The sequence below is a fragment of the Aeromicrobium sp. P2_G6 genome, assembly GCF_056403535.1.
Genome location: NZ_JBFUFH010000001.1, coordinates 712,980 through 730,418, shown reverse-complemented (window position 1 = coordinate 730,418; position 17,439 = coordinate 712,980). Strand labels below are relative to the sequence as shown.

Genomic DNA, 17,439 nt, shown 5'->3' with positions numbered 1-17,439 from the left:
GCGTCCTAGGGCCTGATCATGTGGATCAGGCCAACGATGTCGTCGACCACACCGCGTACGCCCGGGAGTCGGGTCAGCCGCAGCATCCGATCGATGATCGGCACCGCCTGATCGACCAGGTCGCGGGTGCGCTGCTGACCATCACTCGTGTCGTGCACCCAGAACAGCACGATGCCCATCTGCAGGAGCCAGAGCAGCTCGGGCAGCTCCTCACGCAGACCTTTCGCGAGCTTGAGGTCGGAGCCGTCGATGACCCGACGGTGCAGCTCGATCGCGGCCTCGCGCGCCGCTGTCGAGTCCTCGCTGAAGGGTGACAGCGGACTGCTCGGCTCCGCGGCATTCTTGAAGAACTTGCCGGCGAACTCGTGGTACGGCTCGGCCACGTCGACCCAGGCGAGGAGCACCCCGCGCAGCCGATCCGTGAAGCCGTCCTCGCTGCTGAGCGGCGCCTCGGCGGCTTCGGCGTGCGCGGCCTGGATCTGGTCGTAGTACGCCTGGATCAGGTGTTCCTTGGACGAGAAGTAGTAGTACGCATTGCCGACCGAGACGCCGGCCTCGTCCGCGATCGCCCGCATTGTCGCCTGGTCGTAGCCGCCTGACCGGAACAGCCGCATCGCCGCGTCGATGATCGACTGCCGGGTCTGCTCGGCCTTCTTGGACGAGCGTGGAGCGGTGTCGGTCACGATGGCCAATCTAGTCGGCTCCGTGTCGCGGAAAAATTCTCGAGATTCTTTCCGGGTCCGTGTCGATTTCCGGCCCCGCCGGACGACGTACGAGTGAAAGGCTGGTCCGGACGGGCCGCCGCCGACACAAGGAGACATCATGCGATTCCTGAGCTACATCGAGTCCGACCCCGCACAGCCGTGGGGCCCGCCGCCACCTGAGCTGTTCGAGGCCATCGGTGCGTTCGGTGCCGAAGCCGTCGCCGCGGGCGTCGTCGTCGACCAGGGTGGCCTCGCCGCGATCGAGACCAGCCCGCACATCCGCATCTCCGGCGGCAAGCTGACGGTCACCGACGGTCCCTTCGCCGAGGCCAAGGAGGTCATCGGCGGCTACGGGATGTACGAGGTTCGCTCCGTCGACGAGGCGGTCGAGTGGTCGCGCCGCTTCATGCAGATCCACCTGGACACGTGGCCCGGCTTCGAGGGCACCAGCGTGGTCCGCCAGGTCTTCGGTCCTGACGACGCCCAGCCGGGGATGTGATCGAGATGCGCTATGTCGTACTGATCCATGTCGATGAGAACCGCGCCGAGGAGCCTCCCGCCGAGCTGATCGACGCCATGTTCGCCCACGTGGCGGACGAACGTCACGCCAAGGTCGTCACCGATGCCGGTCTGACGCCGACCTCCGCCGCGATTCGCGTCGCATCACGGGGCGGCGAGGTCATGATGACCGACGGGCCGTTCGCGGAGACCAAGGAGGTCGTCGGCGGATTCATGCTGATCGACGCACCGACACCCGAGGATGCGGCGGCCTGGACGCGCGGCTTCGTCGAGCTGCACGCCGAGCACTGGCCGGACCTCGAGGTCGTCACCGAGCTGCGTCAGGTGGCCGGCAGCCTCACCGACGGCTGACGGGGTACGCCTCCGCAGGAGTAGTTCCTGCCTCCGGGCGGTGGTGGTTGGATCGGTGTCATGGCCGATCAAGACCTCCACCGCTCGGTCGAGGCGGTGTGGCGCGTCGAGTCGACGAAGCTCGTCGCCGCACTCGTCCGGATCACCCGCGACGTCGGGCTAGCCGAGGACCTCGCGCAGGACGCCCTCGAGGCGGCGCTCGCGCAGTGGCCCGAGTCCGGCATCCCGGACAAGCCGGGCGCCTGGCTGATGTCGGTGGCCAAGCGCCGCGCGATCGACACGTTCCGTCGCCGCGAACGGCAGGACCGTGCGTACGGCGAGATCGGGCAGCACCAGGAGGTTGTCGTGGCCGGCATCGAGTCGTCGATAGACCACGTCGAGGACGACGTCCTGCGCCTGATGTTCATCTGCTGCCACCCGGCGCTCTCGTCCGACGCCCAGGTCACGCTGACCCTCCGGCTGCTTGCGGGCCTCACGACCAAGGAGATCGCCCGCTCGTTCCTCACCTCGGAGGCGACGATCGGCGCACGCATCACGCGAGCCAAGAAGACGCTCGCCGAGGTCGGCGCACCGATGGAGGAGCCCGCGGAGGACGAGCGCGCCTCCCGACTCTCGGCGGTTCTCGGCGTGCTCTACCTGTTGTTCAACGAGGGCTATTCGGCGACGGCCGGTGATGACTGGCTCCGTCCGGCGCTGTGCGACGAGGCCGTACGGCTCGGCCGGATCCTGGCGACCTTGGCGCCTGCCGAGCCCGAGGTGCACGGGTTGGTCGCGCTGATGGAGATCCAGTCCTCCCGTGCAGCAGCCCGCACCGACGCCGACGGCACCCCGGTCCTCCTGCTCGAGCAGGACCGTTCACGGTGGGACCAGCTCCTGATCCGCCGTGGCCTCGCCGCGCTCGAGCGGGCCGAGGCCCTGGGACGGCCGCCCGGCCCGTACGTCCTGCAGGCCGGCATCGCCGCGTGCCACGTGCGCGCCCGTACGGCGGACGAGACAGACTGGGCACGCATCGCCCAGCTGTACGAGTCGCTCGCCGTGCTGTCCGGCTCGGCGGTCGTCGAGCTCAACCGCGCCGTGGCCCTCGCGATGTCCGAGGGCCCTGCTGTCGGCCTCGCCCTCGCGGACCAGCTGCTGGACGTACCGGCGCTCGAGGGTTATCACCTGCTGCCCAGCGTGCGCGGCGACCTGCTGGCCAAGCTCGGCCGTGCCGAGGAGGCGCGGGCTGAGTTCGAGCGCGCGGCCGGGCTCACCCAGAACGAGCGCGAACGGGCCCTGCTGCTCGAGCGCGCCGCCGCCGTGTCCGACTGACCGGAGTCAGCTCTCGCCGTATTCCGCCTCGCCGACCTCGGACTCGTGACCGTACGTGCGTTGCATCGCCGCGTTGAGCGACGACACCATGTGGGCGATGACGACGGCGACGTAGTCGTTGACCTGGCTCTTGGCCTGCTGGGTCGGCTCCGGCTCGAGATCCGAAGCGGAGAGCTCGAGGACCCGGTCGCTGCCGACGCGTGTCAGGAGAACGGCGGGCTCGTTGGCCTCCTTGGCGACCCACACGGCGACCCGGGTCTCGACGCTTGCCTCGGGGACGTCGCGGGAGCGGGCGAGCACGTGTGTCGTGATCACGCCGGACGGCGGCGCCTGATAGCCCTCGGGCGGCGAGACCGCATGGGTGCCATGGCTGTCGACCTCGATCTCGGCCAGGTGTGCGATGTCCCGGGAGATCTGGCGCGAAGCCGTCTCGGTCACCAGCTCATGGGCAGCGCGCGCCCACGCGTCACTGCGGTTGTCAGCCTCGTTCATGCCGTCACAGTAGACCCACGCCGTGCGGGGTTGCAGAACCCGTCTCAGGATTTCCATTTCCACGTGGTGAGGATCGACTCGCTGACCGCGTCGCGTTCTGCCGCCGGTACGTCCGGGCTGAACGACACGGTCACGACATAGCCGGAGTCGCCGTGCGCGAGGGCGTACTGCTCGGTCCGGTACTTCGTGCCGTTGAGGTCGAAGATCGCACCGACATGGATGGCTTCCTCGCCGTCAACCTGCACCCGGTCCTTGATCGTGACGTCGGTCGCCTTGGCGTTCGCGAGGACCTGCTCCACGGCGTCCTCGAGCTTGTCACCCTTGATCCCGACGATCGTCTTGTCGGCCACGACGTTGATGTTGTCGGAGAAGCCGTCGGGGTCCTTCGAGTCGACGGCCAGCGTGAGTGCGCTCGACTCCGGCTGTTCCTTCCAGTCCTTCGGCACGGTGTAACTGAAGTCGTCGGTGGTGATCGTGTCGCCGTCGGCGGGCTTCGCGTCGAGCGCTGCTGCGGTGTTCTTCGTCGGCCCGGTGTCGGCCTTGTCGTCCGAGCCGCTCCCGCCGCAAGCGGCCAGCGTGGCGATGAGCAGGGCGAGGACCGCGAACGGCCGTGCAAGAGACTTCATGTCCGAAAACTATCGGATTTGTTGCCCGGACCCGGAATGAATCGGCTCAGGTCAAAGTTGATAACATCAGACTCAAGTCAGTTGACACCCAAACGTGAACCACCCCAAAGCACCCAACAGCAGGAGGAAACACCATGGCCAGAGCGGTCGGAATTGACCTCGGCACGACCAACTCGGTCGTCGCCGTACTCGAAGGCGGCGAGCCCACCGTCATCGCCAACGCCGAGGGCGCCCGTACGACCCCGTCGGTCGTCGCGTTCGCCAAGGACGGCGAAGTGCTGGCCGGTGAGGTCGCCAAGCGCCAGGGCGTGACGAACGTCGATCGTACGATCCGTTCGGTCAAGCGCCACATCGGCACGGACTGGAAGACCGAGATCGACGGCAAGACGTTCAACTCGCAGCAGATCTCGGCGTTCGTGCTGCAGAAGCTCAAGCGGGACGCCGAGGCCTACCTCGGTGAGCCCGTCACCGACGCGGTCATCACCGTGCCGGCGTACTTCAACGACCACCAGCGTCAGGCGACCAAGGAGGCCGGCGAGATCGCAGGCCTCAACGTCAGCCGCATCATCAACGAGCCCACCGCGGCTGCGCTCGCATACGGCCTCGACAAGGGCGACGACCAGACGATCCTGGTGTTCGACCTCGGTGGCGGCACGTTCGACGTGTCCCTGCTCGAGATCGGCGACGGCGTCATCGAGGTCAAGGCGACCAGCGGTGACAACCACCTCGGTGGTGACGACTGGGACGAGAAGATCGTCGACTGGATCGTCACGCGGTTCAAGAGCAGCACGGGCCTGGACCTGACCAAGGACAAGATGGCGATGCCGCGTGTCCGCGAGGCCGCCGAGCGCGCCAAGATCGAGCTGTCGAGCTCGTCCTCGACCTCGATCAACCTGCCCTACATCACGGTCGACGCCGAGAAGAACCCCGTGTTCCTCGACGAGACGCTGACCCGCTCGGAGTTCGAGAAGATCACCGCTGACCTGCTCGAGCGCACCAAGGCGCCGTTCAACAGCGTGATCAAGGACGCCGGCATCCAGCTCAGCGCGATCGACCACGTCGTCCTGGTCGGCGGCTCGACCCGTATGCCCGCCGTCTCCGCACTGGTCAAGGAGATGACCGGTGGCAAGGAGCCCAACAAGGGCGTCAACCCCGACGAGGTCGTCGCGATCGGCGCGAGCCTGCAGGCCGGCGTGCTCAAGGGCGAGGTCAAGGACGTGCTCCTGCTCGACGTCACCCCGCTGAGCCTTGGCATCGAGACCAAGGGCGGCGTCATGACCAAGCTCATCGAGCGCAACACGACGATCCCGACCAAGCGGTCCGAGGTCTTCACGACGGCCGACGACAACCAGCCGTCCGTCGCGATCCAGGTCTACCAGGGCGAGCGCGAGATGGCCGCCGGCAACCAGCTGCTGGCCACGTTCGAGCTCACCGGGCTGCCCCCGGCGCCGCGCGGCGTGCCGCAGATCGAGGTCACGTTCGACATCGACGCCAACGGCATCGTCAACGTGTCCGCCAAGGACCGCGGCACCGGCAAGGAGCAGTCGATGACGATCACCGGCGGCTCGGCGCTGTCCAAGGACGACATCGACAAGATGGTCAAGGACGCCGAGCAGTACGCCGAGGAGGACCGCAAGCGCCGCGAGGCCGTCGAGGTCCGCAACCAGGCCGAGTCGCTGGCCCACACCACGGAGAAGTTCCTGGCGGAGAACGGCGACAAGGTCGGCGACGACGTCAAGACCGAGGTGCAGGCCGATCTCGACGCCCTCAACGAGGCGCTCAAGGGCGAGGACGCGGACGCCGTGCAGGCAGCCGTGACCAAGCTCGGCGAGTCGAGCTCCAAGATGGGTGAGGCGATGTACGCCGCTGCCGAGGCCCAGGCCGCCGGCGCGGACGCTCCGACCGCCGACGCGGCCGACGATGACGGTGACGTCGTCGAGGCCGAGATCGTCGACGACGAGCCGGCCGAGGGTGAGTCGAAGGACGAGTCCAAGTGACCCAGCCCGACGAGGGCTCGGCCCCCGAGCAGGAGACGCCGCCGGCTGAGGAGACTCAGCCGGCGGAGGCTCCGGCCGAGCCGACACCCGAAGAGCCGAAGGTGCCGACGCTGGAGGAGCAGCTGGCCGAGCGCACTGCTGACCTCCAGCGGCTCCAGGCGGAGTACGTCAACTACAAGCGCCGCGTCGACCGCGACCGTGAGCTCGTACGTGCTCAGGGTGAGGCCGCCGTGCTGCAGTCGCTGCTGACGGTGCTCGACGACATCTCCCGGGCGGCCGATCACGGCGAGCTCGAGGGTGGCTTCAAGGCTGTCGCCGACTCGTTGCAGCAGGCCGTGGCCAAGCACAAGCTCGAGGCGTTCGGCGCCAAGGGCGAGCCGTTCGACCCGGCACACCACGAGGCGGTGTTCCACGCCGGCGAGTCGGCCGAGGTGGAGACCACGACGGTCGACAGCGTCCTGCGCACGGGCTACAAGATCGGTGACCGCGTGCTTCGTCCCGCCACTGTCGGCGTGGTCGACCCCGCGGCGGCCGTGGCACCGGAAGAATCGGTTTCGGCAGAGGCAGAACAGGACGACGTCCTCGCGGACGAAGCGCCTGAAGAGTAAGACAAGTGACGAGTAACCGGAAAGGAGGACGGGATGGCAGCCAGTGACTGGGCGACCAAGGACTTCTACAAGGTCCTCGGCGTCAAGAAGGATGCGTCGCAGGACGAGATCAAGAAGGCCTATCGCAAGCTCGCGCGCGACAACCATCCCGACTCCAACCCCGGCAACAAGGCGGCCGAGGAGCGCTTCAAGGAGGTCTCTGAGGCCTACGCCGTCCTGTCGTCGAAGGACAAGCGCAAGGAGTACGACGAGCAGCGCACGCTGTTCGGGCAGTTCCGCGGCGGCAATACCGGATTCCGCCCACCGGGCGGTCCGGGCCAGGCCGACTTCGACGTCAGTGACCTGTTCGGCGGGCTGTTCGGCGGGCGTGGGCGAGGTCGTCCGCGCCAGCCGCAGCCCCGCAAGGGTGACGACCTCGAGACCGAGGCGACGATCACCTTCGAGCAGGCCGTCGAGGGGGCGACCCTGCCGCTGCGCATGACGAGCGACGAGGCCTGCGCCAACTGTCACGGCACGGGCGCGCGGCCAGGCACCGTGCCGAAGGTGTGCAGCAAGTGCCAGGGCAGCGGCATGCAGACCGGTGCTGCGGGCGGACTGTTCGCGATGACCGAGCCGTGCGACCAGTGCCGCGGCCGCGGGCTCATCGTCGAGCATCCGTGCGACGTCTGCCGCGGATCAGGCCGTGCGCCCTCCAGCCGCACGCTCAACGTCAAGGTGCCCGCGGGCGTCAAGGACGGCCAGCGCATTCGGCTCAAGGGCAAGGGTGGCAAGGGCGACGCCGGCGGCCCCGCCGGTGACCTGTTCCTCGTGGTGCACGTCGAGCCGCACAAGCTGTTCGGCCGCAAGGGCGACCACCTCACGATCACGGTTCCCGTCGCGTTCGACGAGGCCGCGCTCGGAGCGCAGATCCAGGTGCCGACGCTCGACGGACCTCCCGTACGCATCAAGATCCCGGCCGGCACGCCCAACGGACGTACGTTCCGGGCCACCGGCAAGGGCGCGATGAAGAAGACCGGCGGCCGGGGCGACCTGCTCGTCACGGTCGAGGTGCAGGTGCCGACCGAGCTGCCCGCCGAGGCCAAGGCGGCAGTCGAGACCCTGCGAGAGCTGCGTGGCACATCCTCGCCGCGTGATGGATTGTTCGAGGCGGTGACGTGATGAGCTCCACTCCTTTCAGCCCTCCGGGGCCCGAGGCCAAGGTCTTCGTGATCAGCGTGGCGGCCGAGCTGTCGGGTCTTCACCCGCAGACCCTGCGGACGTACGACCGGCTCGGGCTGGTCGCGGCCGGCCGCACGGGTGGCGGGGGACGCCGCTACTCGTTGCGTGACATCGAGCTGTTGCGCACCGTCGCGCGGCTCACCGCCGAGGGCCTCGGCCTCGAGGGCGTCAAGCGCGTCATCGAGCTGGAGAACCAGGTGCTGGCGCTCCAGGAGAAGGTCGCCGAGCTGCAGGCCGAGCTCGCACAGACCAAGCTCCCGCAGAACCTCCCGGCCCTGATCGCCGACCAGCACGTCGTGATCTGGCACAAGAAGCGCCGCTAGCCCACTACGAGCGACACCGGGACAACCCGTCCCGAAAACATGAGGGAACCCTCGCAATGTGTTCCTAGCACGCGGACGATAGGTTGACCCCGACGCTTCCGCCGAGCAAGGACGATCCCGTTGTTCCAGAAGATTCTCGTCGCCAACCGTGGTGAGATCGCCATCAGGGCGATCCGTGCTGCCCATGAGCTGGGTGCCCAGACCGTTGCCGTGTTCCCCCACGAGGACCGTGGCTCCGAGCATCGGGTGCGCGCCGACGAGGCGTACGAGATCGGCGAGCGGGGTCACCCCGTACGCGCGTACCTCGATCCCCAAGCGATCGTCGAGGTCGCGGTGCAGAGTGGCGCCGACGCGATCTACCCGGGCTACGGATTCCTGTCGGAGAACCCCGACCTCGCCGAGGCCTGTGAGCGGGCTGGCATCACGTTCATCGGTCCGCCCCGCCAGGTCCTGGAGCTGACCGGCAACAAGGCATCGGCGATCGCCGCCGCCAAGGCCGCCGGAGTGCCGACGCTCAACTCGGTCGAGCCGTCTGCCGATGTCGACGAGCTGATGTCGGCTTCGGACGTGCTGACCTATCCCCTGTTCGTCAAGGCCGTCGCCGGTGGTGGCGGCCGCGGCATGCGCCGGGTCGACGACCCGGCCAAGCTCCGCGAGTCGATCGAGGCGGCGATGCGCGAGGCCGACGGCGCGTTCGGCGACCCGACCTGCTTCATCGAGGAGGCCGTGGTCGACGCGCGGCACATCGAGGTCCAGATCCTCGCCGACCAGCGCGGCAACGTCGTCCACCTGCGCGAGCGTGACTGCTCGGTGCAGCGCCGGCACCAGAAGGTCGTCGAGATCGCTCCGGCGCCCAACCTCGACCGGGCGACCCGCAAGGCGATGTGCGCCGACGCGGTGAAGTTCGCTGAGTCGATCAACTACTCGTGCGCCGGCACCGTCGAGTTCCTGCTCGGCGCCGACGGCCGCTACGTCTTCATCGAGATGAACCCGCGCATCCAGGTCGAGCACACCGTGACCGAGGAGGTCACCAACGTCGACCTCGTGCAGGCGCAGATGCAGATCGCCGCCGGCGCGACGCTGGCCGAGCTCGACCTCGCCGACCAGACTGCGATCAAGGCTAGGGGCTTCGCCCTGCAGTGCCGCATCACGACCGAGGACCCGGCCAACGGCTTCCGTCCCGACACCGGCACGATCACGTCCTACCGCTCCCCGGGTGGCCCGGGCGTACGCCTCGACGGTGGCACGACCTTCACCGGCGCCGTCGTCAGCGCCCACTTCGACTCGATGCTGTCCAAGCTGACCTGCCGCGGTCGCGACTTCGAGGCAGCCGTGACCCGCGCCGAGCGCGCACTCGGCGAGTTCCATGTCGGCGGCGTCTCGACCAACATCCCGTTCCTCAAGGGCCTGCTGGCCAACCCCGACTTCCGCGCGGGCCACGTCACCACGACGTTCATCGAGGGCCACCCCGAGCTGCTCGAGGCGCACGGCGCGTCCGACCCGGCCGGCAAGATCTTGTCCTGGCTCGCGGATGTCACCGTCAACAAGCCGAACGGCGCCGCACCGACCGTCGTCGACCCCCGTACCAAGCTGCCCAAGGTCGACCTCTCCGTCGCTCCGCCGGCCGGATCGCGCCAGCTCCTGCTCGAGCTCGGGCCCGAGGGATTCGCCGCAGCCCTGCGCCAGCGCGACACCGTCGGGGTCACCGACACGACGTTCCGCGACGCCCACCAGTCGCTGCTCGCGACCCGCGTACGTACGCGCGACCTCGTGACCGTCGCCCCGTATGTCGCACGGACGACTCCGCAGCTGTTGAGCATCGAGGCGTGGGGCGGTGCGACGTACGACGTGGCGCTGCGATTCCTCAAGGAGGACCCGTGGGAGCGACTCGCCGCGATGCGGGAGGCGGCGCCCAACATCTGCCTGCAGATGCTGCTGCGCGGCCGCAACACCGTGGGCTACACGCCCTACCCGACCGAGGTCACCGACGCGTTCGTCCACGAGGCGGCCGCGACCGGCATCGACATCTTCCGCATCTTCGACGCGCTCAACGACGTCGACCAGATGCGCCCGGCGATCGAGGCCGTGCGCGCGACCGGCACCGCGGTCGCCGAGGTCGCACTCTGCTACACCGCCGACCTGTCCAACCCGGACGAGAAGCTCTACACGCTCGACTACTACCTCGAGCTCGCCGACCGCATCGTCGACGCCGGTGCGCACGTGCTGGCGATCAAGGACATGGCCGGGCTCCTGCGGGCGCCCGCGGCTCGTACGCTCGTACGCGCGTTGCGTGAGCGCTTCGACCTGCCGGTGCACCTGCACACGCACGACACCCCCGGCGGCCAGCTCGCCACCTTGGTCGCGGCGATCGAGGCCGGCGTGGACGCCGTCGACGCCGCCTCCGCTGCGCTGGCCGGCACCACGAGCCAGCCGCCGATGTCGGCACTGGTCGCGGCGACGAACCACTCCGAACGTACGACCGGCCTCGACATCGACGCGGTCAACGCGCTCGAGCCCTACTGGGAGGCCACTCGCCGCCTCTATGCGCCGTTCGAGTCCGGCCTGCCGGCGCCGACCGGCCGGGTCTACCGTCACGAGATCCCCGGCGGACAGCTGTCCAACCTGCGCCAGCAGGCCATCGCTCTTGGCCTCGGCGAGAAGTTCGAGCAGATCGAGGACATGTACGCCGCGGCGAACGACATCCTCGGCAACGTCGTCAAGGTGACGCCGTCGTCCAAGGTCGTCGGCGACCTCGCGCTGCACCTCGTCGCGGTCGGCGCCGACCCCCAGGCGTTCGCCGACGACCCGGCGTCGTTCGACATCCCGGAGTCGGTCATCGGCTTCCTGTCCGGCGAGCTCGGCGACCCGCCCGGAGGCTGGCCCGAGCCGTTCCGCACCAAGGCCCTCGAGGGTCGCAACGCCAAGCCCAAGGTCACCGAGCTGACCGCCGAGGAACGCGCTGGACTCGTCGACGACCGGCGTCACACCCTCAACCGGCTGCTGTTCCCCGGGCCGACGCAGGACTTCGACAAGGCGCAGGCCGAGTTCGGCGACCTCACGTCCGTGCCCACCGGTGCATTCCTCTACGGACTGCGCAACGACAACGAGACCGAGGTCGAGGTCTCCGAGGGCAACCTACTGCTGTTCGGCATCGAGGCCATCGGCGACGCCGACGAGCGGGGCATGCGCAACGTGCTCGGCACGATCAACGGCCAGCTGCGGCCGACCGAGATCCGCGATCGTTCCGTCGACTCCAAGGTGGCTGCGGCCGAGAAGGCCGACACCGGCAACCCGCGGCACGTCGCCGTCCCGTTCGCCGGCGTCGTGCACGCGACCGTCGCCGAGGGTGACACCGTCGAGGCCGGCCAGACCGTTGCGACGATCGAGGCCATGAAGATGGAGGCATCGATCACGAGCCCCAACGCGGGCACCGTCGAGCGCCTCGTCATCCCCGACACCCGCCAGGCCGAGGGCGGAGACCTCCTGCTCGTTTTGAGCTAGCTCGCTGACCTGCGACGAAGGACTCACGAAAACTTCTCAGGTCAAGGTGTGCCGCGAGCGTGCCATGATGAAGAGGCGTAGACAGTCCGCGGCGGAAGGCCCCGATGATGCGTGCAATCCGGCGGAGGGTGCCGCAGATGACTCAGGAAGCACAGATCGACTCCGCTCCCAACGAGCGCTACGTGAGTCACTTCACCGAGCTGATGCAGGACGTCAAGGCGTCCGGCCTGCTGGAGCGGGCCCACATCTACTACTGGTTGCAGATCGGCGCGCACGTCGGCGCGTTCTTCGCGATCTGGGCCGGATTCTTCTGGCTCGGCAACTCCTGGTTCCAGCTCATCCTCGCCGCGGCCCTCGGCGTGATCGTGACGCAGTTCGGCTTCCTCGGTCATGACGCGGCGCATCGCCAGATGTTCAACTCCGCGGCATGGAACTCCTGGACCGCACGCATCCTCGCCGGCGCGTTCGCCGGGCTGAGCTTCGCGTGGTGGCGAGCCAAGCACAACATGCACCACAAGGGCCCCAACCTCGAGGGCTATGACCCCGACATCGGCGCCGGCGCGATCGCGTTCACCCCCGGCATCGTGGCCCAACGCACCGAGGGATTCGCCGGCTGGTTCGTCAAGCGCCAGGGCTGGCTGTTCTTCCCATTGCTGACGCTCGAGGGTCTCAACCTGCACGCCGAGTCGATCCGGGCTGCCCGCGACAAGGAGTCCAACCAGCCGTGGCGCCGCCTCGAGCTGTTCCTCGTGGTCTCGCGCCTCACGGCATACGTCGCGGTGCTCCTGACGTTCCTCCCGCTGGGCAAGGCGCTGTCGTTCTTCGCGATCCAGATGGCGGTGTTCGGCTTCTGCCTCGGAGCGTCGTTCGCGCCGGCCCACAAGGGCATGCCGATCATCCCGCCGGAGATGAAGCTCGACTTCCTGCGCCGCCAGGTCATGGTGTCGCGCAACGTGCGCGGAAACCCCGTCGTCGACTGGGCGATGGGCGGGCTCAACTACCAGATCGAGCACCACCTGTTCCCCAACATGCCGCGCTGCAACCTCAAGAAGGCGCAGCCGCTCGTCCGCGCGCACTGCGAGCGCGAGGGTATCGACTACATGGAGGTCGGGCTCTTCCACTCGTACGCGATCGTGGTCGACTACCTCAACAACGTCGGCCTCCGCGCCCGTGACCCCTTCGACTGCCCACTCTCGGCACAGCTCAGGGCACCCAGCCTCTAGCTGATCGCCGGGTCAGTTGACCTGGCGGTCGTGGCCCTCCCAGTAGGGCTGACGGAGCTTGAACTTCTGCAGCTTGCCGGTGGCGGTGCGAGCCAGCTCGTCGCGGAACTCGATCTTCTTGGGACACTTGTAGCCCGCGAGGTGCTCGCGGCAGTGCGCGATGAGGCCCGCCTGGTCGACCGGTTCCTCGTCGGGATCCAGCACGACCAGGGCGGTGATGAGCTCGCCCCACTTCTCGTCGGGGATGCCGATCACGGCGACCTCGCGCACGGACGGGTGCGAGTTGAGGGCGTCCTCGACCTCGATCGACGAGACGTTCTCGCCCCCGGTGATGATGACGTCCTTCTTGCGGTCGGCGATCGCGATGTAGCCGTCCTCGAACGTGCCGCCGTCACCGGTGTGGAACCAGCCGTCGGCCTGCGCCTCAGCGGTTGCTTCGGGGTTGTCCCAGTACGCCTCGAGGTTGTGGTTGGACTGCGCCAGCACCTCACCTTCATCGTCGATCTTCATGCGGACGCCGATCACCGGCGCTCCGGCCCGGCCCAGGTTGAGGGCCTGCTGGTGCGGGTCGAGGTCGTCCCACTCGGCACGCATACGCGACATCGTCAACAATGGCGCGGTCTCGGTGAGGCCGTAGATCTGGATGAACTCCCAGCCCAGCTCCTCGCGTACGCGCTCGATCGTGCGCGTCGGCGGCGGGGCACCCGCGACGATGATGCGCACGCGATCACGGCCGGGGATCTCACCGTCCCAGGTCTTCGCGCCGTCCAGGGCAGCGGTCACCACAGCTGGGGCCGCGCACAGGTAGGTGACCCCGTGCTGCTCGATGCGCCGCAGGATCTCGGTGCCGTCGACCTGCCGCAGCACCACATGCTTGGCGCCCATCCCGGTCGCGGCGAACGGGTGACCCCAGCCGTTGGCGTGGAACATCGGCAACGTGTGCAGATAGACGTCACGGTCCGACACCGACGCCTGCCACCCGAACACCGTCGCGTTGAGCCAGTTGTTGCGGTGCGTCAGCTGTACGCCCTTGGGCCTGGCCGTGGTGCCGGACGTGTAGTTGATCGTCGCGGTCGCACCCTCGTCGCCCGCCCACGGCTGCGGTTCGGCCGTCGAACCCCAGATCTTGTCGTCGTCCTCACCCAGCACGAACGTCCGCTTGCACTCGACCTCGTCGACCAGGTGGCGCAGGTCGGGGTCGACCATCAGCACCTCAGCACCGCAGTGCTCGACGATGTAGCGGATCTCGGCGACCGCGAGACGGAAGTTGATCGGCACCAGCACCCGCCCCCAGCCCGAGACACCGAAGAACGACGTCAACAGCCGGGCAGAGTTCTGCGACACGATCGCGACCCGGCCACCGACCGGCACCCCCATCTCGTCCAGCGACGCAGCCTGGGCGCGAGCCCGGCGACCCATCTCGGCGTAGGTGATCTCGCCCCACGACTCGGCCGGCTGGTTGGGCTCGTCGACCACCGCGATCCGATCGGGATAGACCGTGACGGCGCGGTCGAGGAAGTCCATGACGGTCAGGGGAAAGTGCACGTATGCCTCCAGGTATGACGTGGGTCGACGGCACGCGGCGTGACGCCCGTCACCTACCATTCAACGTAATGGTCGAGCAGACCGCCACCCCCGAAAAGGTGTAGTCGTGCCGAGCCCCGAGCCCCTCCGCAGTCGTGACAGCGACGTCTTGCGGTCCGCGTTGCGACGACTGCGTTCGTCGATCGACGTCCCGGTCGTGTTCGGCGGCATGGACATCGAGAACGGCCCGATCATCACCGAGCTGTTCGGAACGCGCACCAAGGGCCTCCGAGGTCTGCTGATCTCGCCGCATGCCGGCTTGGGCGGACGGGTGTGGGTGGAGGGGGTGCCGCGGGGTGTGGCCGACTACCGTACGGCTCGCACGATCTCGCACGACTACGACGGACCAGTCCTCGGCGAGGGCATCACCTCGATCCTGGCGCTGCCCATCCGTGTGTTCGACCGGCCGCGAGGACTGGTCTATCTCGGAACGCGTGAACCGGCCCCGTTGGGCGAGCGCCTGATCACGGCTGCCCGCCCGTTCGTGACCGCGGTAGAGCAGGAGGTACGGATCCGAGACGAGGTCGACCGTCGGATCGCGGCTGCGATCCAGCCGAACGAGTCGGTGACCCAGCAGGAGCTGGCGGCCCTTCGCGAAGTGCAGGCCGAGCTGAGAAGCCTTGTGGCCGAGGCTGATGGCACCGCACTTGGCGAGCGCCTGCGGGCGATCGTGGACAGCCTCGTTGTCGCTCCGATGGCGGAACGACTGCTGACCGTGCGCGAGACCGACGTGTTGAGCCTTGTCGCGCTGGGTTGCGGCAACAGCGAGGTCGCGACGCGACTTGGTCTGAGCACCGAGACCGTCCGCAGCTATCTGCGAAACGCGATGCGAAAGCTCGACGCGCACACCCGCGGAGAGGCTGTGTTGCGGGCGCGCCGCCGTGGCGAGCTGGTGTGAGACCGCCAGGCTCCGACCGGCCGAGGGATACCGTCGGACCATGATGATCGAGCACCGCGGCGCCAGCCCACGCATCGACCCGACCGCGTACGTCGCTCAGTCGGCGGTCATCAGCGGAGACGTCACGATCGGCGCCGACGCCCGCATCCTGCACGGTGCCGTCATCACGGCCGAGGACGGCAGCGTGTCGATCGGAGCGCGGGTCGTCGTCATGGAGCACGCACTCGTACGCGGCCGGGCGAGCCATCCCGTGTCGATCGGCAACGACGTGATGATCGGCCCGCACGCCCACGTCAACGGGGCGACGATCGCCGACGAGGTGTTCATCGCCACGGGCGCGTCGCTGTTCCCGGGATCGGCCGTCGAGAGCGGGTCCGAGATGCGCATCAACAGCGTGCTGCAGGTCAACTCCCGCATCGGCCCCGGTGAGTCGCTGCCGATCGGCTGGGTCGCGGTCGGCGACCCGGCGCAGATGTTCGCGCCGGACCGGCACGACGAGATCTGGATGATCCAGAGCACGCTCGACTTCGGGGGGACGGTCTACGGCGTGCCGAAGGGGGCCGGCATGCGGGAGATCATGGCGCAGCAGGCCGAGTTCTTCGCGGCCCACCGCGACGACCGCGTCATCGACTAGGAGCTACTTCTCGTAGCCGTAGAAGCCCTGCCCGGTCTTCTTGCCGAGCAGCCCGGCGTCGACCATGCGGTCCAGCAGCGGTGGCGGCGAGTAGAGCGGCTCCTTGAACTCGTCGTACATCGACTTGCCGATCGCCTTCAGGGTGTCCAGGCCGATCAAGTCCGACAGGGCGAGGGGTCCCATGGGGTGGCCGCAGCCCAGCACCATGCCGCGGTCGATGTCCTCGGCGGAGGCGTAGCCGGCTTCGTACATGCGGATCGCCGACAGCAGGTAGGGCACCAGCAGGCTGTTGACGACGAACCCGGCCCGGTCGGTGGCGTCGATCGGCTTCTTGCCGAGCGTGTCGGTGACCCACGTACGCATACGGTCCAGCGTCTCGGACGACGTGGTGAGTGAGGGGATGAGCTCGACGAGCTGCATGACAGGTGCCGGGTTGAAGAAGTGCACACCCATCACGTGGTGCGCGCGTCCCGACACGGCGCCGAGCTTGACGATCGGGATCGAGGAGGTGTTGGACGCGAGGATCGCGTCGTCTTTGTCCAGGATTTGGCCGACCCGGCGGAACAGGTCGAGCTTGGTGGTCTCGTCCTCGGATGCGGCCTCGACGACCAGGTCCCGGTCGGCCAACAGCTCCAGGTCGTCGGTGAACCTCATCCGGTCGAGCACCGCGGTGACCTCGTCGGCGGTGATCTTGCCGCGCGACTCGGCCTTGCGCAGCGAGCTCTCGACGCGTTCGGACGCCGCCTTGACCGCGTCGACGTTGACCTCGACCACGACCACGTCGAGCCCAGCGCGGGCTGCGACCTCGGTGATGCCTGATCCCATCAGTCCGCCGCCGATCACGCCGACCCTGTCGATCCCACTCATGGTGCTCCTCAGTTAGTAGGACGTCATAGTATCTCGAACGCCCCATGGGTTGCGAAGGCAGTGTGGGTAGGAGCGCGCCTCCGGCCTGACGCCGTCGACGCATGATGGGATGACCTCATGCGTACGTTGGCGGTGGCTCTCCTCCTGGTGCTCGCCGGCTGCGGCGGCGGTTCGGGCGACCAGCCCTCCGATTCAGTCACGACGACCCCGGCGCCGACCACGGCCACGACCAAGCCGACGGTTGCACCGCCGAAGGGAACACCGGCTCCCGAGGCGCTCTCGAAGTTCCGCTGCGCGAAGACGTCGAAGGGCCTGTGGAACACGTCGGGCTACCTCGCCAACCGGACCAAGGCCAGGGTCACGTTCCAGGTCACGGTCTACGTCGGCGCGGCGGCGGGCGGTGCCGAGAAGGCCAAGACCCGACAGGTGGCCAACGTCGCCGCCGGCGGATCCACGAAGTTCGTGATCAACAACCTGCCCGCGACCAGTGACGACGGCCCCTGCCACGTACAGGTGCTCGCCCAGCGCTGATCTCCGAACAGCCCACGACCCACCCGGCCGATGGCCGTGACGGGTCGCGGGCAGG

17 protein-coding genes are annotated in these 17,439 nt (G+C 68.3%); 12 read left to right on the top strand and 5 right to left on the bottom strand.

The annotated features are described in order from the left end of the window. Positions 1 to 5: 5 nt before the first annotated feature. Positions 6 to 683: a TetR/AcrR family transcriptional regulator gene (locus AC1DVU_RS03565; protein ID WP_476921045.1), complete on the bottom strand. Its 678-nt coding sequence runs from the start codon at positions 681 to 683 to the stop codon at positions 6 to 8. A 139-nt stretch (positions 684 to 822) separates the two neighbouring features. Here AC1DVU_RS03565 and AC1DVU_RS03560 point away from each other — a divergent pair, with 139 nt between their 5' ends. From AC1DVU_RS03560 to AC1DVU_RS03550, 3 genes are read left to right on the top strand one after another with little or no spacing between them, the layout of a single operon-like run. Then, complete coding sequence (locus AC1DVU_RS03560; RefSeq protein ID WP_476921044.1) at positions 823 to 1,203, top strand: YciI family protein; 381 nt, start codon at positions 823 to 825, stop codon at positions 1,201 to 1,203. Between the two features lie 5 nt (positions 1,204 to 1,208). Next, entirely contained in the window at positions 1,209 to 1,574 is a 366-nt protein-coding gene (locus AC1DVU_RS03555; RefSeq protein ID WP_476921043.1) for a YciI family protein, read from the top strand. A gap of 60 nt (positions 1,575 to 1,634) precedes the next feature. Next, complete coding sequence (locus AC1DVU_RS03550) at positions 1,635 to 2,882, top strand: RNA polymerase sigma factor (RefSeq protein ID WP_476921042.1); 1,248 nt, start codon at positions 1,635 to 1,637, stop codon at positions 2,880 to 2,882. Positions 2,883 to 2,888: 6 nt separating this feature from the next. On the opposite strand, the gene AC1DVU_RS03545 is transcribed toward AC1DVU_RS03550, so the two are convergent. Beyond that, positions 2,889 to 3,374, bottom strand: coding sequence for a hypothetical protein (locus tag AC1DVU_RS03545; RefSeq protein WP_476921041.1), 486 nt, complete (start codon positions 3,372 to 3,374; stop codon positions 2,889 to 2,891). Between the two features lie 44 nt (positions 3,375 to 3,418). Continuing rightward, entirely contained in the window at positions 3,419 to 4,000 is a 582-nt protein-coding gene (locus AC1DVU_RS03540) for a hypothetical protein (protein WP_476921040.1), read from the bottom strand. Positions 4,001 to 4,134: 134 nt separating this feature from the next. Between AC1DVU_RS03540 and dnaK the strand changes: the two genes are divergently transcribed. The 6 genes from dnaK (at position 4,135) to AC1DVU_RS03510 (ending at position 12,870) form a co-directional block, all read left to right on the top strand. Beyond that, positions 4,135 to 5,997, top strand: coding sequence for a molecular chaperone DnaK (gene dnaK, locus AC1DVU_RS03535; protein ID WP_476921039.1), 1,863 nt, complete (start codon positions 4,135 to 4,137; stop codon positions 5,995 to 5,997). After that, positions 5,994 to 6,605, top strand: a complete 612-nt coding sequence (locus tag AC1DVU_RS03530; protein ID WP_476921038.1) for a nucleotide exchange factor GrpE — start codon at positions 5,994 to 5,996, stop codon at positions 6,603 to 6,605. Before dnaK ends, AC1DVU_RS03530 begins: the two co-directional genes overlap by 4 nt. 33 nt (positions 6,606 to 6,638) lie before the next feature. Next, the gene (gene dnaJ / locus AC1DVU_RS03525; RefSeq protein WP_476921037.1) at positions 6,639 to 7,763 is read left to right on the top strand and encodes a molecular chaperone DnaJ; all 1,125 of its coding nucleotides are present in this window, start codon (positions 6,639 to 6,641) and stop codon (positions 7,761 to 7,763) included. After that, positions 7,763 to 8,146 (top strand): heat shock protein transcriptional repressor HspR, encoded by a 384-nt coding sequence (locus tag AC1DVU_RS03520; RefSeq protein ID WP_476921036.1) that lies wholly within the window; start codon positions 7,763 to 7,765, stop codon positions 8,144 to 8,146. The genes dnaJ and AC1DVU_RS03520 overlap by 1 nt, the downstream gene beginning before the upstream one ends. 120 nt (positions 8,147 to 8,266) lie before the next feature. After that, positions 8,267 to 11,647, top strand: a complete 3,381-nt coding sequence (locus tag AC1DVU_RS03515; RefSeq protein ID WP_476921035.1) for a pyruvate carboxylase — start codon at positions 8,267 to 8,269, stop codon at positions 11,645 to 11,647. A 137-nt stretch (positions 11,648 to 11,784) separates the two neighbouring features. Next, positions 11,785 to 12,870 (top strand): fatty acid desaturase family protein, encoded by a 1,086-nt coding sequence (locus AC1DVU_RS03510; protein ID WP_476921034.1) that lies wholly within the window; start codon positions 11,785 to 11,787, stop codon positions 12,868 to 12,870. Between the two features lie 12 nt (positions 12,871 to 12,882). Here the strand turns inward: AC1DVU_RS03510 and AC1DVU_RS03505 are convergent, their stop codons facing one another. After that, on the bottom strand, positions 12,883 to 14,415 hold the full coding sequence (locus tag AC1DVU_RS03505; protein WP_476921033.1) for an AMP-binding protein: 1,533 nt from the start codon (positions 14,413 to 14,415) through the stop codon (positions 12,883 to 12,885). 106 nt (positions 14,416 to 14,521) lie between these two features. Between AC1DVU_RS03505 and AC1DVU_RS03500 the strand changes: the two genes are divergently transcribed. Both AC1DVU_RS03500 and AC1DVU_RS03495 read left to right on the top strand, forming a co-directional pair. Continuing rightward, positions 14,522 to 15,352, top strand: coding sequence for a helix-turn-helix transcriptional regulator (locus AC1DVU_RS03500; protein WP_476921032.1), 831 nt, complete (start codon positions 14,522 to 14,524; stop codon positions 15,350 to 15,352). Between the two features lie 40 nt (positions 15,353 to 15,392). Then, positions 15,393 to 15,986, top strand: a complete 594-nt coding sequence (locus AC1DVU_RS03495; protein ID WP_476921031.1) for a gamma carbonic anhydrase family protein — start codon at positions 15,393 to 15,395, stop codon at positions 15,984 to 15,986. Between the two features lie 3 nt (positions 15,987 to 15,989). Here the strand turns inward: AC1DVU_RS03495 and AC1DVU_RS03490 are convergent, their stop codons facing one another. Then, entirely contained in the window at positions 15,990 to 16,844 is an 855-nt protein-coding gene (locus tag AC1DVU_RS03490) for a 3-hydroxybutyryl-CoA dehydrogenase (RefSeq protein ID WP_476921592.1), read from the bottom strand. Between the two features lie 126 nt (positions 16,845 to 16,970). Between AC1DVU_RS03490 and AC1DVU_RS03485 the strand changes: the two genes are divergently transcribed. Then, positions 16,971 to 17,384 carry a hypothetical protein gene (locus AC1DVU_RS03485; protein WP_476921030.1) on the top strand — a complete coding sequence of 138 codons (414 nt, stop codon included), beginning with the start codon at positions 16,971 to 16,973 and terminating at the stop codon, positions 17,382 to 17,384. Positions 17,385 to 17,439: the final 55 nt, after the last annotated feature.